Genomic DNA, 19,563 nt, shown 5'->3' on the forward strand with positions numbered 1-19,563 from the left:
CAATGCCTGCCAACGCCGCCCGCGCGGTCCAGAGAGTGAAGCCACCACGTGACGTTCCGCCTGTTGCCCGCGACCCGCCGGGGTCGCCTGATGCTGATCGCCCTGCTTGCCCTGATCGTCGCCGCCACCGCCTGGTGGCTGCTGCGCAAGCCCACCGCCCCGGCCGTGGCCACCTCGCCGGTCAGCCGCGGTGACATCGAGCAGACCGTGGACGCGACCGGCGTGATCGATGCCTACAAGCTGGTCAGCGTCGGCGCGCAGGCCTCGGGCCAGATCAAGTCGCTGAAGGTGCAGCTGGGCGATACGGTGAAGGAAGGCGACCTGATCGCCGAGATCGACGCCACCACCCAGCAGAACCAGGTGCTCAACGCGCAGGCCTCGCTGGACCAGGTCACCGCGCAGCGCGCCGTGCAGCAGGCCACCCTGCGCCAGGCCGAACTGGAATTCGCGCGGCAGCAGCAGATGCTGGCCGCCGAGGCCACCTCGCGCCAGGAGTACGATGCCGCCGAGGCGCAGCTGAAGACCGCCCGCGCCCAGCTGCAGTCCTATGAGGCACAGATCAAGGGCCGCGAAACCGAGCTGGGCACCGCCCGCGCCAACCTGGCCTACACCCGCATTACCGCGCCGATGGATGGCACCGTGGTGGCGGTGGTGGCCGAAGAAGGCCGCACCGTGAACGCCAACCAGACCGCACCGACCATCGTGATGCTGGCGCGGCTGGACGTGGTCACGGTCAATGCCGAGATCTCCGAAGCCGACGTGGTCAAGATCAAGCCCGGCATGCCGGTGTACTTCACCACCCTGGGCGATCCGGACCGCAAGTATCACGCCACCCTGCGCCAGATCAATCCGGCGCCGGCCTCGATCGCCAACGAAAGCTCCTCCAGCTCCAGCAGTTCGTCCAGTTCCAGTTCCAGCAGCGCGGTCTACTACAACGCGCTGTTCGACGTGGAGAATCCCGACGGCACGCTGCGCATCGACATGACCGCGCAGGTCTCGGTACTGCTCAAGCAGGCCAAGGGCGTGCTGATGGTGCCGGCGGTGGCGCTGGGGCCGAAGCGCCGTGGAAACGAGCGCATGGTGCGGGTGCTGGACGACAAGGGCCAGCCGCAGCCGCGCAAGGTCACGGTGGGCATCAACAACGGCGCCTCCGCCGAGATACTGTCCGGATTGAAGGAAGGCGAGCGCGTGGTGGTCGGCGAAGCCAGCGCCGCCGGTGCCGGTGCCAGCGGCGGCAACCGCGGCGGCATGCCGATGCGGGTCGGTGGCCCGGGCATGGGGCGCCGATGAGCACGACGGCGCCGCTGCTGCGCCTGCGCGACCTGCGACGTGAATTCCCGGCCGGCGACGAGGTGATCGCCGTACTGCGCGACGTCAATCTGGACATCCACGCCGGTGAGATGGTGGCCATCGTCGGCCAGTCCGGCTCGGGCAAGTCGACGCTGATGAACATCCTCGGCTGCCTCGACCGCCCCACCCGCGGCAGCTACCAGGTGGCCGGCCGCGAAACCGGACGGATGCAGCCGGACGAACTGGCCGAACTGCGCCGCGAGCATTTCGGCTTCATCTTCCAGCGCTACCACCTGCTCGGCGACCTGGATGCGCGCGGCAACGTGGAGGTGCCGGCGGTGTATGCCGGCAGCCCCGGTGCCGTGCGCAACGCGCGTGCCGAGCAACTGCTGCAGCGCCTGGGCCTGGGTGATCGCATGCATCACAAGCCGGGCCAGCTGTCCGGTGGCCAGCAGCAGCGCGTGTCGATCGCGCGTGCCCTGATGAACGGTGGCGAGGTGATCCTGGCCGACGAGCCGACCGGCGCGCTCGACACGAAATCCGGCGAGGAAGTGATGGCCATCCTCGGCGAGCTGCATGCCGAAGGCCACACCATCATCATCGTCACCCACGACATGAACGTGGCCGAACACGCGCAGCGCATCATCGAGATCCGCGACGGCGAGATCATCGCCGACCGCGCCAATCCGAACGCACCGAGCTACCGCGCACAGCGCGAGGCCAGCACCGGCGTCGCCCACGGCAACAGCTGGCGGGCGGCACGCGACCGCTTCACCGAAGCGTTCCGCATGGCCCTGCTGGCGATGAACGCACATCGGCTGCGCACCTTCCTGACCATGCTCGGCATCATCATCGGCATCGCCTCGGTGGTGTCGGTGGTGGCGCTGGGCAACGGCTCGCAGCAGCAGATCCTGCAGAACATCAGCGCGCTCGGCACCAACACCATCGACGTCTACCCCGGTCGCGGTTTCGGCGACATGCGTTCGGCACGGGTGCAGACACTGAAGGCCAGCGATGCCGATGCGCTGGCAAGGCAGACCTACGTGGACAGCGCCACGCCCAGCGTGTCGACCTCGGTCACCGCGCGCTACCGCAACCAGTCGTCCACCGCGCAGGTCAGCGGCGTGGGCGAGCAGTTCTTCCGGGTCAAGGGCGTGACCCTGCTCAGCGGCAGCTTCTTCGATGCCGACGCGGTGAAGGGCCTGGGCCAGGTGGCGGTGATCGACGAGAACACCCAGGCCCAGTTCTTCCCGGATGTCGATCCGGTCGGCCAGGTGATCCTGCTCGGCAACGTGCCGGCGCGCGTGGTGGGCGTGGCCAAGCGGCAGAGCTTCGGTTTCGGTGGCAGCACCAGCCTCAGTGTGTGGGTGCCGTACACCACGGTGATGTCGCGCATGCTCGGCCAGAGCCACGTGTCCAGCATCACCGTGCGCGTGGACGACGACACGCCGATGGATGCGGCGCAGGAGGCAATTACCCGCCTGCTGACCCTGCGCCATGGCACCGAGGACTTCTTCCTCAGCAACAGCGCCGAAATCCGCGAAACCATCGAGCAGACCACGCGCACGATGACCCTGCTGATCGGTGCCATCGCCGCCATCGCACTGCTGGTCGGTGGCATCGGCGTGATGAACATCATGCTGGTGTCAGTCACCGAGCGCACCCGCGAGATCGGGGTGCGCATGGCGGTGGGTGCGCGTCAGAGTGATATCCGCCAGCAGTTCCTGATCGAGGCGGTGCTGGTGTGCCTGCTCGGCGGCGTGCTCGGCATCGGCCTGGCGCTGCTGCTGGGCTCGATGATCGGCCGCTTCGCCAGCGATTTCCAGGTGCTGTTCTCCACGGCCTCGATCGTTGCGGCGTTCGCCTGCTCGACCCTGATCGGCGTGGCGTTCGGCTTCCTGCCCGCACGCAACGCTGCGCAACTCGATCCGGTGGAGGCCCTGGCCCGCGAATGAAGAAGATGATCCGACTGCCCTTCCCCGCTCCCCGGCACCTGCTGCTGGCCGGTGCCGTTGTACTTGCCCTGTCCGGCTGCGCGTCGGTCGGCCGCTACCCGGTGCATGACCCGGCCGTGGCGGCGCAGTATGGGCGTGGCGATGCCACCCTCAACGCGCCGGCCGACGACCCGCGCAGCAGCCTGGATACACCGGGCCGCGACATCCGCCAGGACACCTGGTGGACCGGCTTCGGCGATGAACGCCTGGACCGCCTGGTGGCGCAGGCGCTGGCCGCCAACAGCGATCTGGCCGCCGCCGGCCTGGCCGTGCAACGTTCGCGCCTGCAGGCCGGCCTGGCCAGCAACGCGTTGTGGCCGCAGCCTTCGTCCTCCGGCGTGAGCGGCAGCGCCAGCCGCGCCACCGACCAAGCCGACGACTGGCGCCGCAGCTATTCCACCGGCGTCTCGCTGGGCTGGGAAGTGGACCTATGGGGGCGCCTGAGGACCCAGCGCGACATCGCCCGCTGGGAGGCCGAAGCCAGCGAGGAAGACCGGCAGAACACCGCCCTGCTGGTGATCGGCGACACCATCACCCAGTACTGGAACCTGGCTTACCTCAACCAGTCGATCGCCACCGGCCAGGCCAACCTGGAGCGCCTGGAACGCACCCGGGAACTGGTGCAGGCCCGCTTCGACGCCGGCGCGGTATCGCGCCTGGAAGTGCGCCAGGCGCTGCAGAACCTGCAGTCGCAGCGCTCGGCGCAGAGTGCGCTGGAACAGCAGCGGGTGGAGGTACGCAACGCGCTGACCGTGCTGCTGGACGGCACGCCGTGGCCGCAGCAGGACGAGCCGCAGGACCTGCTGGGCGCACGCAGCCCGCCCATCGCCGAAGGCCTGCCGACCGACCTGCTCGGCCGCCGGCCCGACCTGCGTGCAGCGGAACTGCGCCTGCGCAACAGCCTGAAGACGATCAAGGTCACTGCCACCCAGTACTACCCGGCGCTGAGCCTGACCGGCAGCCTGGGCTCCAGCGCGACGTCGCTGGGTGATGTGCTGCGCAACCCGGTCGCCACGCTCGGGGCCGGACTGTCGCTCCCCTTCCTCAACCTGCAGCGTGCGCAGCTGGATACCGATATCGCCGGCACCGCCTACCAGATCGCCGCGACCAATTTCCGCAAGACGCTGTACACCGCGCTCTCGGAAGTGGACAACGCGCTGTCGGCCCGCGAACAGCTGGCGCGCCAGGTGGCGGCCTCGCAGGCTTCGTACGACGAAGCAGTGGAAGTGGAGCGCGCACAGGAAGTGCGTTACCGCGTGGGTGCCACCGACCTGCGCACCTGGCTGGAAGCGCAGCAGACCCGGCGCGACGCAGAGCTGTCGCTGGCGCGTGCGCGCCAGGGCCAGCTGAACAACGACGTGACCCTGTTCAAGGCACTGGGCGGCAGTGCGGGTCGACGCGGGACATGAAAAAGGGGTCAGACTCCTTTTCCCATTGGAAAAGCAATCTGACCCCGATCACATCGCGCTGGCTGGTCAACCGCGCTGGCGCACGGCCTCGAACAGGCTGACGCCGGCGGCGACCGAAACGTTCAGGCTCTCGATTTCGCCAGGCATCGGGATCTTGACCAGGCCATCGCAGTTCTCGCGGGTCAGCCGGCGCAGGCCGTCGGCTTCGCCGCCCAGCACCAGGGCAATGTTGCCCTTCAGGTCCAGCTGGTACAGCGAGGCGGTGGCCTCACCGGCCAGGCCGTAGATCCACACGCCCTGCTTCTGCAGGTCCTTCAGGCAGCGCGACAGGTTGGTCACTGCCACCACCGGGATGAGGTCGGCGGCGCCGGCCGAAGTCTTGCGCACAGTGGCATTGACCGTGGCCGACTTGTCCTTCGGGATAATCACCGCGGTGGCACCGGCGGCCGCGGCCGAGCGCAGGCAGGCGCCGAGGTTGTGCGGGTCCTGCACCTCGTCCAGCACCAGCAGCAGGGCCTTGCCCTCGGCTGCGCTGACCAGGCCTTCCAGCTCGTTCTCATTGTAGGTGCGGGCGGCGGCATAGCGCGCGGCCACGCCCTGGTGCCGCACCGAACCGCCGACACCGTCCAGTGCCTGGGCGTTCACCTTGCGCACGTCGATGCCCTTGCGGCGGGCGTTCTCCTCGATCTCGGTCAGGCGCGGATTCTTCGCACCGGCCTCGACCAGCACTTCGCGGACGTTCTCGGCGTCGTTCTCGATGGAGGAGGCGACGGCGTTGACGCCGACGATCCACTGGCTGTTCTTGCTCATGCGGGCGGGGACCGGAAAGGGGGTGGCTATGGTAGAGCATCGGCAGGCCGGGCGCTGCGACCGGCCGCCCCGCTGTAGCGCCGAGCCCCTGCTCGCCTGGCGGGGGCCGATGAAGCCTGGACCCAGAGCAGCCGAGCGTGGGCTCGGCCTGCAGGTGGATCATCGGCTGCGCGGCGGCCAGTGCGGGGTGTCGTGGTCGGGATGCTGGTGGGACTCAAGGGTGGCCAGGAAATCCAGCGCAGCGAGGTCCTCCTCGGTACGCCGTGCCGGCAGGCTGGCCAGGCTGTCGAGGAATGGCAGCTTGCGCTCGATCCCGTACTGGATCCTCGGCGGCAGGCGCTCGGGTTCGTCAAATGCGCCGGCAGCCACGGCCACGCCATCAGGCGCCTCGTAGGTCAACGGCGTGCCGCAGTCGCCACAGAAGCCACGGCGGACCACGTTGGATGACTGGAAATGGCGCGGCTGGCCGCGGGTCCAGCTGAACTGCACCCCGCGCACCGACACCAGCGGCGCGTAGTAGGCGCCGAAGGCCTTCTGGCACATGCGGCAGTGGCAGATCGAGCTGTCGGTCAGCGCGCCACGCACGTGGAAGCGGATCGCGCCGCACTGGCAGCCACCGCTGTATTCGGGTTGGCCCTGCATGCGATGTCTCCTGGTGGTGCCGGCCGCTGGCCGGCAACCCGTCGGTGCCGAGGGTGCCATGGATGCCGGCCAGCGGCCGGCACTACCACGGTCATCAATATTTCTCTTTCTTCCGCTTGGCCGGCTTGCCACGCTCGGGCAGCGGCGGCAGGCTTTCGCCCTCGTCCTCACCCTTGTGTTCGACCAGGCGGAAGTCGATCTTGCGCTCTTCCATGCTGGCCTTCAGCACCAGGATGCGTACGCGGTCGCCCAGCCGGTAGCTGCTGCCGCGGCGCTCGCCGGTCAGCGTCTTGCGGGTCGCGTCGAACTTGTAATAGTCCTGCGGCAGCTGGGTGACATGCACCAGGCCCTGCACCTTCGACTCGTCCAGCTCCACGAACAGGCCGAAGCTGGTCACGCCGCTGATCACGCCGTCGAACTGGCCGCCGACGTGCTTTTCCATCCACGCCGCGCGGTAACGCTCGTCGACCTCGCGCTCGGCTTCGTCGGCACGGCGCTCGCGCTCGGAGCACTGCAGCGCCAGCGCGGCCATCTCGCGGGCGTTGTAGGTGAACTTGTCCAGTGGCTTGCCGGACAGCGCATGCTTGATCGCGCGGTGCACCAGCAGGTCGGGGTAGCGGCGGATCGGCGAAGTGAAGTGCGCGTACGCCTCCAGCGCCAGGCCGAAGTGGCCGTGGTTCTCCGGGCTGTAGATGGCCAGGCTCTGGCTGCGCAGCAGCACCGACTCCAGCAGCGTGGCATCGGGGCGGTCACGGATCTTCTTCAGCAGCTTGGTGTAATCGCCCGGGCGCACCTTCGACCACGGCGGCAGGCTCAGCTTGAACTCCTTGAGGAACTCGAGCAGGTCGGCGTACTTGGTTTCCGGTGGTTTCTCGTGGATGCGGTACGGCGCCGGCACGTGGCGCGACAGCAGGTACTTCGCCGCCTCGACGTTGGCCGCGATCATGCATTCCTCGATCAGCTTGTGCGCGTCGTTGCGCACCAGCATGCCGGCCTGGGTGACTTCACCGCGATTGTCCAGCACGAAGCGCACTTCGCTGCTTTCGAACTCGATGGCGCCGCGCTTGGCGCGCGCCTTCGACAGCACCTTGTACAGCTGGTGCAGGCGCTGCACGTGCGGCAACAGATCCCCCATCCAGGCCTGGGTCTCGGCATCGTCCTCGCCCACCGCCTTCCACACCTGGGTGTAGGTCAGGCGCGCGTGCGAGTTCATCACGGCTTCGTAGAAGCGCGAATGCGTGACCAGGCCATCGCGGTCGATCTGCATGTCGCAGACGAAACACATGCGGTCCACCTTCGGCATCAGCGAGCAGATGCCGTTGGACAGCGTCTCCGGCAGCATCGGCACCACGAAGCCCGGGAAGTACACCGAGGTGGCACGCTTCTGCGCCTCTTCGTCCAGCGGCGTGCCGGGGCGGACGTAATTGGAGACATCGGCAATCGCCACCACCAGGCGAAAGCCATCGGCATTCGGCTCGCAGTACACCGCGTCGTCGAAGTCCTTGGCATCTTCACCGTCGATGGTGACCAGCGGCGTGCTGCGCAGGTCGACGCGGTCGCCGATCATCGCCGGCTCGACCACCAGCGGCACCGAGGCGGCTTCGTCCAGCACCTCCTGCGGGAACTCGAACGGCAGCTCATGGCCGTGGATGGCGGTCTCCACTACCAGCGAAGCGGTCAGCTTGTCGCCGAGCACGGCAATGATGCGGCCGATCGGCGGACGGCGGCTGTCCGGTGCCTGGGTCAGTTCGCAGACCACCAGCTGGCCATCGCGCGCACCGCCGGTCTGGTCCGGCGGCACCTGCACGTTGCGCTGCACGCGCTTGTCGTCAGGCACCACGTAATTGATGCCCATCTCGACACTGAAACGGCCGATCAGGCGGGTCATGCCGCGCTCCAGCACGCGGGCGATGCTGCCTTCGCGGCGGCCACGGTGGTCGATGCCGGTCACGCGGGCCAGCACCTTGTCACCGTGCATGACCTTGCGCATTTCATACGGCGGCAGGAACAGGTCGTCGCCGCCCTCGACCGGACGCAGGAAACCGAATCCTTCCGGGTTGGCGATCACCACGCCGGTGACCAGGTTCAGGGTCTGGATCGGGGCGAAGCCGCCCCGGCGGTTCTGCACCAGCTGGCCATCGCGGACCATGGCGCCGAGCCGGCGCGACAGTGCTTCGGCACGGTCCGGGGCGGTCAGGCCCAGGCGTGCGCCCAGTTCCTCTGCCGTCTGCGGCCCCTCGCAACGCTCCAGCAGGGCCAGGATGGCCTCGCGGCTGGCGATGGGCTGTTCGTACTTCTCGGCTTCGCGGGCGGCATAGGGATCGTCGATCACCTTGCCGGCCGGCGGCAGCTTGCGGCCCGGGGCCGGGCCGGGTGCCGCAGCGTCGGCGCCTCGGGCCTTGCGGCCGCGCGGCGGTGCGCTGCCTTCATTCAATTCGGGAAACCAGCCCGGCAATGGCTTGCCCGGCTTGGTGGTGCGGGCTGCGCCCGCCTTGGCGCCTTTGTTCGGGGCCTGGCCGCGGGATGGCTTCCCGCCCTTGCTTGGTTTTTTGGTAGTCATCGCCCTACATGGTAGCCGCTGGCGGCGTGCAGAACGGGTCAGCGGTCGCCTTCAGGCGATCGCGTCAAAAATATTCAGGAAGTCGTTGACAGCCTGCGGATTCATCTTCACAATTGCGCCTCTGGAACGCCCAGGTGGCGGAATTGGTAGACGCACTAGTTTCAGGTACTAGCGGGTAAAACCGTGGAGGTTCGAGTCCTCTCCTGGGCACCAACGAAAAAACTCCTCGCTTCGGCGGGGATTTTTTTTGCCTGTGATCCGGCAGCGGGGTCGGATCCCTTTCCAGAGGAAAGGGCTCTGACCCCAAGCGAGTGGGATGGGGTCAGAGCCCATCCCGCAGGCGAAACGGGGTCCACACCAGGCCCACGAAAAGTGTTGACACCCCCGTCACGGCACCCCATAATCTCGCTCCTCGACGCCCAGGTGGCGGAATTGGTAGACGCACTAGTTTCAGGTACTAGCGGGTAAAACCGTGGAGGTTCGAGTCCTCTCCTGGGCACCACGTCGAGAATGAGAAAAACCCGCGAAAGCGGGTTTTTTCATGCCCGGAATCCGGCATCAGAACAACGGCCGCAGCACCAGCTCCAGCCCGAGCAGCAGCAGGAACCCCAGGAAGCAGGCGCGGAATACCCGTGCGCTGATCCGCTGCCGGATCAGTTGCCCCAGCCACATGCCCAGCAACGCCGGCAGCACGGCCAGTGCACTCAGGCCCAGTTGCTGGATACCGAATGCACCGTGCAGCACCAGCCCGGCGGTCAGCGATATCGTCGACACGGTGAACGCCAGCCCCAGCGCCTGCACCAGCTCGTCGCGCTGCAGCCCGAGCGACTGCAGGTACGGCACTGCCGGCATCACGAACACGCCGGTGGCCCCGGTCACCACGCCCGACAGTGCCCCCACCAGCGGCCCCAGCCAGCGCTCGCGTCGCTGCGGCACGCGGAACACCGGCGCAAGCAGCGCATAGGCGGCATAGACCACCAGCGCCACGCCGAGTGCAATGCGCGATGCGGTGCGATCGACCCGCACCAGCAGCGCCGCTGAACCCAGCGTCACCCCCACCGCCGCCAGCATCATCGGCCACAGTCGGCGCACGATGCGACCCAGCGACGGTCCGGACAACAGCTGCCATGCATTGGTGACGAAGGTCGGAATGAACAGCATCGACGCCGCCGCCACCGGTGACAGGGTGCTGCCCAGCAGGCCCATCGCCACCGTCGGCAACCCCATCCCTGTCACGCCCTTGACCACGCCGGCCAGCACGAACACCACCACCAGCAACAGATAGAAGTACGTCGATTCATTCATGCCGTCATTGGATCGGGCCGTCGCCAGGCGCACAATGCGGTCTTCCCGGCCTCGCCTTCGGCTGATCCGAAGGCTCAGCCGTTGCGATGAGGGCACCCCCATGCGGATGGATATCGCCGACCTGCGCCTGTTCCTTGCGATCGCCGAGGCCGGCAGCATCACGGCCGGCGCAGCGCAGGCGAACCTGGCACTGGCTTCGGCCAGCGAGCGCCTGCGCACGATCGAAACGGACGCCGGCACCGCGCTGTTGAACCGGCATCCGCGCGGCGTCAGCCTCACCGAAGCCGGTGCCGCCCTCGCCCACCATGCACGCCTGATCCTGCAGCAGCAGGCGCAGCTGCGCGGTGAACTGCAGGCGTTCGCGCAGGGTGCGCGCGGCACCCTGCATCTGTATGCCAACACCGCTGCGCTGACCAACTACCTGCCCTCGCGGCTCGCGCCGTGGCTGGCCGAGCGCCCACGCCTGCACGTGGAACTGCTGGAGCGCACCAGCCCCGAGGTCGTGCGTGCGATCAACGCGGGCCAGGCCGAGGCCGGCATCATCAGTGATGCGGTCGACGCTGCCGGCCTGCAGCAGCACGTGGTCGCCGATGATCCCCTGGTGATGCTGCTGCCGGCCGACCACCGCCTCGCGACCCGGCGCAGCCTGGCTTTTGCCGAGGTTGCCGGAGAGACCTTCGTTGCCCTGGCCGAGGGCAATGCACTGCAGACCTACATCGAAGACCAGGCGCGCGACATCGGGCGCCGGCTGGACGTGCGCATCCGCATGAAGACTTTCGAAGGCGTGTGCATCATGGTCGGCCACGGCATCGGTGTCGGTATCGTGCCGCGGACCATCGCCCGCCAGCATCGGCGCAGCACGCGCACCGTCGGCGTAGCGCTCTCCGATGCATGGGCACAACGCCGCCTGTGCGCCTGTTTTGCCGAGTGGGCGCAGCTGTCACCGGCGATGCGCAGCCTGCTGCATCACCTAGGCGTGCAGCCGCAGAAAAAAGCGTGAAATGTTGTTGACACATCTGCTGTGGTCCCGCACAATTCACCTCCTGAGTCGCCCAGGTGGCGGAATTGGTAGACGCACTAGTTTCAGGTACTAGCGGGTAAAACCGTGGAGGTTCGAGTCCTCTCCTGGGCACCACGACTCAAGATGATCAAACCCGCGAAAGCGGGTTTTTTCGTTTCCGGGGCCAGGGAATCCACACGCCCCGAGATCCATCCACGCACGGCGTGGATCCCCCAAAAGAAAAACCCCGCCTTGCGGCGGGGTTTCTGCGTTTCAACGGCACGGATCGATCAATGCCCACCGGCCGAAGCGGCACCGGCACCCGCACCAAACGGCGGCTTGGCCAGCCACAGGAAGGTGATGATCGCCAGGAAGATCCAGCCGAGCAGGAAGAAGATGTCGTTGAAGCCCATCTGCGACGCCTGGTGGTTGATCATGTTGTTCAGTACCGCCGCACCGTGCTGCAGGTCGCCCTGCCCCATCGCGGTGACCTGGTCCTGCATGCCGGGCTGATAGGCCGAGATGTGTTCGGTCAGGTCGGCATGGTGCACCTGGGTACGCCGCGCCCACAGCCACGTCGTCAGCGAGGCCGCGAAGCTGCCGCCCAGCGTACGCAGGAACGTGGCCAGGCCCGAGCCCGCGGCGATCTCGCGCCCGTCCAGGTCCGACAGCAGGATCTGCAGCACCGGCATGAAGAACAGTGCCACGCCGATGCCCATGATCAGCTGCACGCCGGCCACGTGCATGTAGTCCACCTGCAGGTTGAAGTTCGAGCGCAGGAAACTGGTCATCGACAGCACGATGAAGGCGATCGTGGCCAGCATGCGCATGTCGAAGCGCGACGCATACTTGCCCACGAACGGGGTCATGATCACCGGCAGGATGCCGATCGGCGCCGTTGCCAGGCCCGCCCAGATCGCGGTGTAGCCCATGTCACGCTGCAGCCACTGCGGGATCAGCAGCGCCACGCTGAAGAACGCCGCGTAGGCGACCACCATCGCCAGCGTGCCGGCGCGGAAGTTGCGGTGCCGGAACAGCTTCAGGTCGACAATCGGATCCTTGTCGGTCAGCTCCCAGATCAGGAACACCGTCAGCGTCACCACGGCCACGCAGGCCAGCACCACGATCTTCATCGACGAGAACCAGTCCTCGTCGTTGCCCAGGTCGAGCACCAGCTGCAAGGCACCGACACCGATCACCAGGGTGACCAGGCCGACGTAGTCCATCTTCGGCTTCTCGATCTGCTCCGGGCGCCCCTTCAGCTGGTTGCCCACCACCAGCGCGGCGAAGATGCCCAGCGGCACGTTGATCAGGAAGATCCATTCCCAGCTGTAGTTGTCGGTGATCCAGCCACCGAGGATCGGCCCGCAGATCGGCGCCACCACCGTGATCATCGCCAGCAGCGCCAGCGCCTGCCCGCGCTTCTCGCGCGGATAGATCGAGACCAGCAGCGACTGCGTGATCGGGTACATCGGGCCGGCCACGAAGCCCTGCAGCGCACGCGACAGCACCAGCATGCCCATGCTCTGCGCCAGGCCGCACAGCAGCGAGGTGATGACGAAGGCCAGCGTGGCCCAGACGAACAGCTTGCGTTCGCCGAAGCGGCGGCTGAGCCAGCCGGTCAGCGGCAGCGCGATGGCCGTGCTGACCGCGAACGAGGTGATCACCCAGGTCGCCTGCTGCGAGCTGGCCCCCAGGTTGCCGGCGATGGTCGGCAGCGAAACGTTGGCGATGGTGGTGTCGAGCACCTGCATGAACGACGCCATCGCCAGGCCCACGGTGCACAGGGCCACGCTGGGCGGCAGGAACCCGGAGGCCGCACCCGGCGCCGCCGGTGCACCCGGAGCGCCGGGTGCGGCTGGAGCTTGTGCGGACATGGCGACCTCAGCCCACCTTTGCCTGTTGCTGCGGCAGGTTGCCCTGGATGATCGTGTGGATCACCTCGTCGGCATCATGCAGCTGCTTGGCGTACACGTCGGTATCGAACACGGTGCCCTTGGCCGGGGCGCTGGGCAGCACTTCGCCCTTCTGGTCGCGCAGGCTCACTTCGGCCTTCATCGACAGGCCGATGCGCAGCGGGTGCTCGGCCAGCTGCTTGGCATCGATGGCGATGCGCACCGGCACGCGCTGCACGATCTTGATCCAGTTGCCGCTGGCGTTCTGCGCCGGCAGCAGCGAGAACGCCGAGCCGGTACCCAGGCCCAGGCTCTGGATGCGGCCCTTGTACTTCACGTCACCCGCGTACAGGTCCGACTTCAGCTCCACTTCCTGGCCCAGGCGCATGTGGCGCAGCTGGGTTTCCTTGAAGTTGGCCTCGACCCACATCTGCTCGGTCGGCACCACCGCCATCAGCGCATTGCCCGGCTGCACGCGCTGGCCGACCTGCACCGAACGACGGGCAACATAGCCGGTGACCGGCGCGACGATGCCGGCGCGGGCGTTGTTGAGGAAGGCCTGGCGCAGCTGCGCGGCGGCCGCCTGCACATCCGGCTGGGTGGCGATCACGGTGTCGTCGACCAGCGCGCGGTTGCGCTCGACGGTCTCGCGCGAACCGGCCACGGCCGCTTCGGCAGCGGCCAGCTCGTCACGGGCGTGGGCCAGTTCTTCGTTGGAGATGGCGCCGGTGGCGGCCAGGTCCTTGCGGCGGGCGAAGTCTTCGCGCACGCGCTTCAGGGTCACCTGGCGGGCATTCAAGTCCGCCTGCGCGCCTTCCACGCTGCGGTACAGGCCACGGGTCTGGCGCACGGTCTTGGCCAGGTTGGCCTCGGCCTGCTGCAGCGCCACCGAGGTGTCGGACGGGTCCAGCTGCACCAGCAGCTGGCCGCGCTCCACGCGCATGCCGTCATCGGCGTTGATGGCGACCACGGTACCGGCCACCAGCGGGGTGATCTGCACCAGGTTGCCCTGCACGTAGGCATCGTCGGTTTCTTCGAACCAACGGCCGAACATGAAGTACCACAGCGCCAGTGCGGCAAGCAGCAGCACGACGATCACGAACAGGCCGCGCAACAGGTTGCCGCGGCGGTTGGGGGCGGCCGGGGCCGCAGTGTCTTGGGTCTGGCTCATGGCGGAAGTCTTCAGGAATGCGAGGATTCGGAACGGGAGGCGATCGGGGCGCGGTCGGCGTCAGTGGGCACGAAACCACCGCCCAGCGCCTTGCTCAGGCGCACCGACGTCTGTACCTGCTGCGACTGCAGGCCGGCCAGCTGCTGTTGCGACTGCAGCAGGGTGGACTGCGCGCTCAGAACGTCCAGGTAGCTGCCGATGCCGGCACGGTAGCGCTGCTGGGCCAGGTCGAAGGCAGCGCGTGCGGTGTCCACCGCCTGCTGCTGCGACTGCGCCTGCTGTGCCAGCGAGCGCACCGCGTTGACCTGGTCGGCCACATCGCGCAGCGCATCGAGCACGGTCTGGTTGTAGTTGGCCACCGCCAGGTCGTACTGCGCGTCGGTGTTGGCCAGGTTGGCGCGCAGCTTGCCGCCTTCGAAGATCGGCAGGCTCAGCGCCGGGCCGATGTAGGCGAAGGTGGAGCTGCTCTTCAGCAGGTCGCCCACGTTCGGGGCGACCACGCCAGCCAGCGCGGTCAGGTTGAAGCTTGGGTAGAACTTGGTCTTGGCGACCTTGATCTGCTTGTCGGCCGCTTCAACGCGCCAGCGTGCGGCGACGATGTCGGGCCGACGGCCCAGCAGTTCGCTGGGCAGCACGCCCGGCAGCTGCAGCGCCAGCGGGTTCAGCGGCTGCGGGCGCTGGATCGACAGGCCGCGGTCCGGACCCTTGCCGACCAGCGCGGCCAGCGCGGTGCGCGCCGCATCGATGCGCTGCTGCGCCGCCTGCACCTGCTGCTGGGCGGCCGGCACGCGGGCCTCGGCCTGGCGCACCTGCAGGTCACTGTCGATGCCGGCGCGGCGGCGCTGGCGGGTCAGTTCCAGTGACTTCTGCGAGCGGCTCAGCTCTTCCTCGGCCACGTCGTTGAGCTGCCACGCGTAGGCCAGGTCGGCATAGGCCTGGGTGATGCCGGTGGACAGGTTCAGGCGCGCGGCCTGCGCTTCAACGGTGGCGGCGTGCGCGCCGTCCACCGCCGCTTCCCAGGCGGCACGCTTGCCGCCCCACAGGTCCACGCCGTAGCTGAAGTCGAAGGCGACCTGGCTGCTGCCGCCATAGCGGCCGCCCATCTCGCTGCCGACCATCGACTCGGGCAGGCGCAGGCCGGTGTAGCCGCCGGATACCGACAGGCTGGGCAGCTCGTCGGCGCGCGCGGTACCGACCTGGGCCTGGGCCTGGCGCAGGCGCGCGTCGGCGGCGTCCAGGCTCGGATGACCGGCCAGGCCTTCGGCGACCAGTGCGTCCAGCTGCGCATCGCCCAGTGCCTTCCACCAGTCCTGCGCCGGGAAGCCGGTGGCGCTCAGGTCGGTGTCGGCCAGGGTGCGTTCGCTGTGCAGGCTGTCCACGTCAAGCACGTGGCCCTGCGGGTTGAGGCCACGACTGCTTGCGCAGGCGGCCAGGGCCAGCGCCAGCGCTGACACCAGCAGCGCGCGCCCGGACCGGCGGAAAGTGGAATGCGGGATCGGGTTCATGGGGTCGTCAGTGAATCGCGGATTCGGGTAAGGAGGGACAGCAGCAGCGTGCGCTCATCGGCGGAAAGATCACGCAGCGCGTAATCCATCACCGCGTCGCCGCGCAGCTTCAGCCGCGCCCACAACGCACGGCCTTCGTCGGTCAGTACGATCTGCAGCGCCCGCCGGTCCTGCGCATGCGCCTCGCGGCGGACGCAGCCCAGCGCCTCCAGCTTGTCCAGCAGGCGGGTCACCGCGCTGGGCACCTGGTCGATGGCCTGGGCCAGTTCGTTGGCGGTGCAGGGCGCCATGTGGGAAAGCACCTTCAACCCGATGTAATGGGTGAAGCCGATTCCCAGGTCTTCTTCCGCCATGGACGCGTCGAGCTGGCGCACCAGGCCGTCGCGCACCTGGCGCAGCAGCAGGCCGAAGCTGGGGGGAGTGGTTGCAGGACAGATCATGGGGGAGCATTCTCTTCCAAAAAAAATATTTCTCAATGGAAATATTCGATCTGGCATCGAATGCTGTGTTGCAGCAGCGGGCTCGATCAGTGAAGGCGCCTACCTTAATGATCTGGTCAGGTGGCCCGGTAGTACAATCCAGCCAATGGATGTCACATTTCAGCCAGCGGACATGATGAACAAGGCAGAAATTCAGGTTCCCAAACGCCTGCTCAGGGATGAGGCATTGGACTGGTTCGAGCGCAACGACGGCCCGCCGGTCATCGCCTTCCGCTTCGACAGCCAGCAGGGCCTGGCCCGTGAGGTCGACTGGCACCACCACGAGCGCGCCCAGCTGATCTGCGTCGAACGCGGCCTGCTGACCACCCGCACCTCGCATGGCACCTGGTCGCTGGCGCCGGGCTCGGCTGGCTGGATGCCGCCGCTGGAGCCCCATACGGTCACGCTCGACGGCCCGCTGCGCGGCTGGGGCATGGCATTGGCCGCGCCCGCCTGCGCCACCCTGCCTGCCGATCCATGCGTGCTGGGACTGTCCAAACTGGCGCAGGCGCTGGCCGACCGCATCTGCGAATGGCCGCTGGGCGATGCCACCACGCCCGAGCGCCAGCACATCATCGACGTGCTGCTGGACGAGATCCGCGCCGCGCCGCGCCAGCGCATGCACCTGCCGATGCCGCACGACCGGCGCCTGCTGAAGATCGCCTCGCAGCTGCTGGCCGATCCGTCCGACGAACGCAGCCTGGCCGAATGGGCGCATTGGGCCGGCCTGTCGCCGCGCAGCCTGACCCGCCACTTCCGCGATGAGACCACGCTCAGCTTCGCCCAGTGGCGGCAGCAGGCACGCCTGGCCGAGGCCCTGCGCCAACTGACCGACGGCCGCAGCGTGGCCGACATCGCCCATGCGCTGGGCTTCAGCAGCGCCAGCGCCTTCGTCACCGTGTTCCGCCGCCACTTCGGGCTGCCCCCCGGGCGCTACCTGGCGCGGGCCGGGCACGGCCTGGAAACCGGGCTGGACCCTGCACGCGGCTTGGCATCCCCCGCCGCATCCGGATAATCACAGGATTGCGAGCGGCGACCGCCGTCGCCGCCTCCCGACAACAGGTAACAACGCCGCATGACCGAACTTGCCCGCCCCGTGTTCCACGGATTCGAACAACTGCCGCTGCGCGAGTACGCCGAGCGCGCCTACCTCGACTACTCGATGTATGTGGTCCTGGACCGCGCCCTGCCGTTCATCGGCGACGGCCTGAAGCCGGTGCAGCGCCGCATCATCTATTCGATGAGCGAGCTGGGCCTGAATGCCGCGTCCAAGCCGAAGAAGTCCGCGCGCACCGTCGGTGACGTCATCGGTAAATACCACCCGCACGGCGACAGCGCGTGCTACGAGGCGCTGGTGCTGATGGCGCAGCCGTTCTCGTACCGCTACCCGCTGATCGAAGGCCAGGGCAACTTCGGCTCCAGCGACGACCCGAAGTCGTTCGCAGCGATGCGTTACACCGAATCCAAGCTGACCCCGATCGCCGAAGTGCTGCTGGGCGAGCTGGGCCAGGGCACCACCGACTGGGCACCGAATTTCGACGGTACCCTGCAGGAGCCGACCTGGATGCCGGCACGGCTGCCGCACCTGCTGCTCAACGGCACCACCGGCATCGCCGTGGGCATGGCCACCGACGTGCCGCCGCACAACCTCAACGAGATCGTCAGCGCACTGCTGCACCTGCTGGACAACCCCGATGCCAGCGTGCGCGACCTGTGCGAGCACGTGCAGGGCCCGGACTACCCGTCCAGCGCCGAGATCATCACCTCGGCCAACGACCTGCGGACCATCTACGAGACCGGCAACGGCAGCGTGCGTGCGCGTGCGACCTTCACCAAGGAAGCCAGCAACATCGTGGTCACCGCCCTGCCGTTCCAGGTGTCGCCGTCGAAGGTGATCGAGCAGATCGCCGCACAGATGCGCGCCAAGAAGCTGCCGTGGCTGGAGGACATCCGCGATGAGTCCGACCACGCCAACCCGGTGCGCGTGGTGCTGGTGCCGCGTTCCAACCGCGTCGACGCCGACCAGCTGATGGGCCACCTGTTCGCGACCACGGACCTGGAGCGCAGCTACCGCGTCAACCTCAACGTGATCGGGCTGGATGGGCGTCCGCAGGTGAAGAACCTGAAGATGCTGCTCAGCGAATGGCTGATCTTCCGCAGCAACACCGTGACCCGCCGCCTGCAGCACCGCCTGCAGAAGGTCGAGCGCCGCCTGCACCTGCTGGAAGGCCTGCTGGTCGCCTTCCTCAACCTGGACGAGGTGATCCACATCATCCGTACCGAGGACGAACCGAAGGCCGCACTGATCGCGCGCTTCGGCCTGTCCGAGGAACAGGCCGAGTACATCCTGGAAACCAAGCTGAAGCAGCTGGCCCGCCTGGAGGAGATGAAGATCCGCGGCGAGCAGGACGAACTGGCCAAGGAGCGCGAGAAGATCCTCGGCATCCTGGACAGCAAGGCCAAGCTGAAGAAACTGATCCGCGACGAACTGACCGCCGACGCCAAGAAGTTCGGCGACGCACGCCGTTCGCCGCTGGTGCAGCGCCAGGCCGCGCAGGCGATCGACGAGACCGAGCTGGTGCCGAGCGAGCCGATGACCGTGGTGCTGTCGGAGAAGGGCTGGATCCGCGCCGCCAAGGGCCACGACGTCGATGCATCGGCCCTGTCCTACCGCGAAGGCGACGGACTGCAGGGCGCGGTGCGCGCGCGCAGCACCCAGCAGGTCGCGTTCCTCGACAGCGAGGGCCGCGCCTACTCGACGCCGGTGCACACCCTGCCCTCCGCACGAGGCAATGGCGAACCGCTGACCGGCCGCTTCTCGCCGGCGCCGGGCACCAGCTTCGTGACCCTGGCCAGCGCCGAGCCGGACACCCGCTTCGTGCTGGCCTCCAGCCATGGTTACGGTTTCGTCACCCGCTTCGAGAACCTGATCGGCCGCAACAAGGCCGGCAAGGCGATGCTGAACCTGTCGGCGGGCTCGTCGGTGCTGACCCCGTCGGTGGTCGCCAACGTCGCCACCGACCGCATCGTGGCGGTGACCAGTTCGGGCAACCTGCTGGCGATCGCCGCCAACGACCTGCCGGAACTGGACAAGGGCAAGGGCAACAAGATCATCGAGATCCCGAAGGCCAAGCTCGCCACCGAACGCGTGGTCGCCATCGTGGCGATCAGCCCGGGGCAGACCCTGCAGGTGCGCAGCGGCCAGCGCACGATGGGCCTGAAGTTCAACGAGCTCGACGCCTATCTCGGCGCCCGCGCCACCCGCGGCCACCTGCTGCCGCGCGGCTGGCAGAAGGTGGAAGGGCTGTCGGTGGAGTGAGGGCTTGGGGTCGGATCCCGTTCCAACGGAACAGGCTCTGACCCCGGACTATTGCTCCTGGCAGGTGTCAGCCTTGGTTGGCACGCTGTGACGGACGTCAGGCACGAAAAAGCCGGGGCATTCCCCGGCTTTTTCGTTGTCGGCTGGCGGGCGGTGGAGCGGCTGGCGGGCGAAGGCGGGCTCG

Annotated in this window: 14 protein-coding genes and 3 tRNA genes; 9 read left to right on the top strand and 8 right to left on the bottom strand. The window is 67.8% G+C overall.

Annotated features, from left to right (window positions below; all coding sequences use genetic code 11):
* The first annotated feature begins 48 nt into the window (after nucleotides 1-48).
* From LRM18_RS17110 to LRM18_RS17120, 3 genes are read left to right on the top strand one after another with little or no spacing between them, the layout of a single operon-like run.
* The gene (locus LRM18_RS17110; protein WP_270955117.1) at nucleotides 49-1,290 is read left to right on the top strand and encodes an efflux RND transporter periplasmic adaptor subunit; all 1,242 of its coding nucleotides are present in this window, start codon (nucleotides 49-51) and stop codon (nucleotides 1,288-1,290) included.
* The gene (locus LRM18_RS17115; RefSeq protein ID WP_270955118.1) at nucleotides 1,287-3,245 is read left to right on the top strand and encodes a MacB family efflux pump subunit; all 1,959 of its coding nucleotides are present in this window, start codon (nucleotides 1,287-1,289) and stop codon (nucleotides 3,243-3,245) included. The genes LRM18_RS17110 and LRM18_RS17115 overlap by 4 nt, the downstream gene beginning before the upstream one ends.
* The gene (locus LRM18_RS17120; RefSeq protein WP_270955119.1) at nucleotides 3,242-4,693 is read left to right on the top strand and encodes a TolC family protein; all 1,452 of its coding nucleotides are present in this window, start codon (nucleotides 3,242-3,244) and stop codon (nucleotides 4,691-4,693) included. The genes LRM18_RS17115 and LRM18_RS17120 overlap by 4 nt, the downstream gene beginning before the upstream one ends.
* A gap of 66 nt (nucleotides 4,694-4,759) precedes the next feature.
* Here LRM18_RS17120 and rlmB read toward each other — a convergent pair whose 3' ends face one another.
* From rlmB to rnr, 3 genes are all read right to left on the bottom strand, one after another.
* Nucleotides 4,760-5,503, bottom strand: coding sequence for a 23S rRNA (guanosine(2251)-2'-O)-methyltransferase RlmB (gene rlmB, locus LRM18_RS17125; protein WP_103282636.1), 744 nt, complete (start codon nucleotides 5,501-5,503; stop codon nucleotides 4,760-4,762).
* Between the two features lie 159 nt (nucleotides 5,504-5,662).
* Nucleotides 5,663-6,145: a GFA family protein gene (locus LRM18_RS17130; protein WP_053463544.1), complete on the bottom strand. Its 483-nt coding sequence runs from the start codon at nucleotides 6,143-6,145 to the stop codon at nucleotides 5,663-5,665.
* A gap of 94 nt (nucleotides 6,146-6,239) precedes the next feature.
* Nucleotides 6,240-8,705 (bottom strand): ribonuclease R, encoded by a 2,466-nt coding sequence (gene rnr / locus LRM18_RS17135; RefSeq protein WP_064237995.1) that lies wholly within the window; start codon nucleotides 8,703-8,705, stop codon nucleotides 6,240-6,242.
* A gap of 128 nt (nucleotides 8,706-8,833) precedes the next feature.
* On the opposite strand from rnr, the gene LRM18_RS17140 reads away from it, so the two are divergent.
* Nucleotides 8,834-8,918: transfer RNA gene (locus tag LRM18_RS17140), tRNA-Leu, on the top strand.
* A 204-nt stretch (nucleotides 8,919-9,122) separates the two neighbouring features.
* Nucleotides 9,123-9,207 (top strand) — tRNA-Leu (locus LRM18_RS17145).
* 56 nt (nucleotides 9,208-9,263) lie between these two features.
* Here the strand turns inward: LRM18_RS17145 and LRM18_RS17150 are convergent.
* The gene (locus LRM18_RS17150) at nucleotides 9,264-10,010 is read right to left on the bottom strand and encodes a sulfite exporter TauE/SafE family protein (RefSeq protein WP_270955120.1); all 747 of its coding nucleotides are present in this window, start codon (nucleotides 10,008-10,010) and stop codon (nucleotides 9,264-9,266) included.
* Between the two features lie 100 nt (nucleotides 10,011-10,110).
* On the opposite strand from LRM18_RS17150, the gene LRM18_RS17155 reads away from it, so the two are divergent.
* Nucleotides 10,111-11,010, top strand: coding sequence for a LysR family transcriptional regulator (locus LRM18_RS17155; protein WP_270955121.1), 900 nt, complete (start codon nucleotides 10,111-10,113; stop codon nucleotides 11,008-11,010).
* Nucleotides 11,011-11,060: 50 nt separating this feature from the next.
* A tRNA-Leu gene (locus tag LRM18_RS17160) sits at nucleotides 11,061-11,145 on the top strand.
* A 155-nt stretch (nucleotides 11,146-11,300) separates the two neighbouring features.
* Here LRM18_RS17160 and emrB read toward each other — a convergent pair.
* The 4 genes from emrB to emrR are packed head-to-tail and all read right to left on the bottom strand — an operon-like array spanning nucleotide 11,301 to nucleotide 16,021.
* Entirely contained in the window at nucleotides 11,301-12,887 is a 1,587-nt protein-coding gene (emrB, locus tag LRM18_RS17165) for a multidrug efflux MFS transporter permease subunit EmrB (RefSeq protein ID WP_049464943.1), read from the bottom strand.
* Nucleotides 12,888-12,894: 7 nt separating this feature from the next.
* Complete coding sequence (gene emrA / locus LRM18_RS17170) at nucleotides 12,895-14,076, bottom strand: multidrug efflux MFS transporter periplasmic adaptor subunit EmrA (protein ID WP_049464945.1); 1,182 nt, start codon at nucleotides 14,074-14,076, stop codon at nucleotides 12,895-12,897.
* Nucleotides 14,077-14,087: 11 nt separating this feature from the next.
* Entirely contained in the window at nucleotides 14,088-15,581 is a 1,494-nt protein-coding gene (emrC, locus tag LRM18_RS17175; RefSeq protein ID WP_053505916.1) for a multidrug efflux transporter outer membrane subunit EmrC, read from the bottom strand.
* On the bottom strand, nucleotides 15,578-16,021 hold the full coding sequence (gene emrR, locus LRM18_RS17180; protein WP_014646521.1) for a multidrug efflux system transcriptional regulator EmrR: 444 nt from the start codon (nucleotides 16,019-16,021) through the stop codon (nucleotides 15,578-15,580). The genes emrC and emrR overlap by 4 nt, the downstream gene beginning before the upstream one ends.
* Nucleotides 16,022-16,193: 172 nt before the next feature.
* Between emrR and LRM18_RS17185 the strand changes: the two genes are divergently transcribed.
* The gene (locus LRM18_RS17185) at nucleotides 16,194-17,075 is read left to right on the top strand and encodes a helix-turn-helix transcriptional regulator (RefSeq protein ID WP_049464952.1); all 882 of its coding nucleotides are present in this window, start codon (nucleotides 16,194-16,196) and stop codon (nucleotides 17,073-17,075) included.
* Between the two features lie 60 nt (nucleotides 17,076-17,135).
* A complete protein-coding gene (gene parC, locus LRM18_RS17190; protein WP_074725969.1) occupies nucleotides 17,136-19,379 on the top strand; it encodes a DNA topoisomerase IV subunit A in 2,244 nt (747 codons plus the stop codon).
* Nucleotides 19,380-19,563 lie beyond the last annotated feature (184 nt).

This window comes from Stenotrophomonas sp. PI_27, assembly GCF_027854495.1.
Classification (GTDB): Bacteria; Pseudomonadota; Gammaproteobacteria; order Xanthomonadales; family Xanthomonadaceae; genus Stenotrophomonas; species Stenotrophomonas pavanii.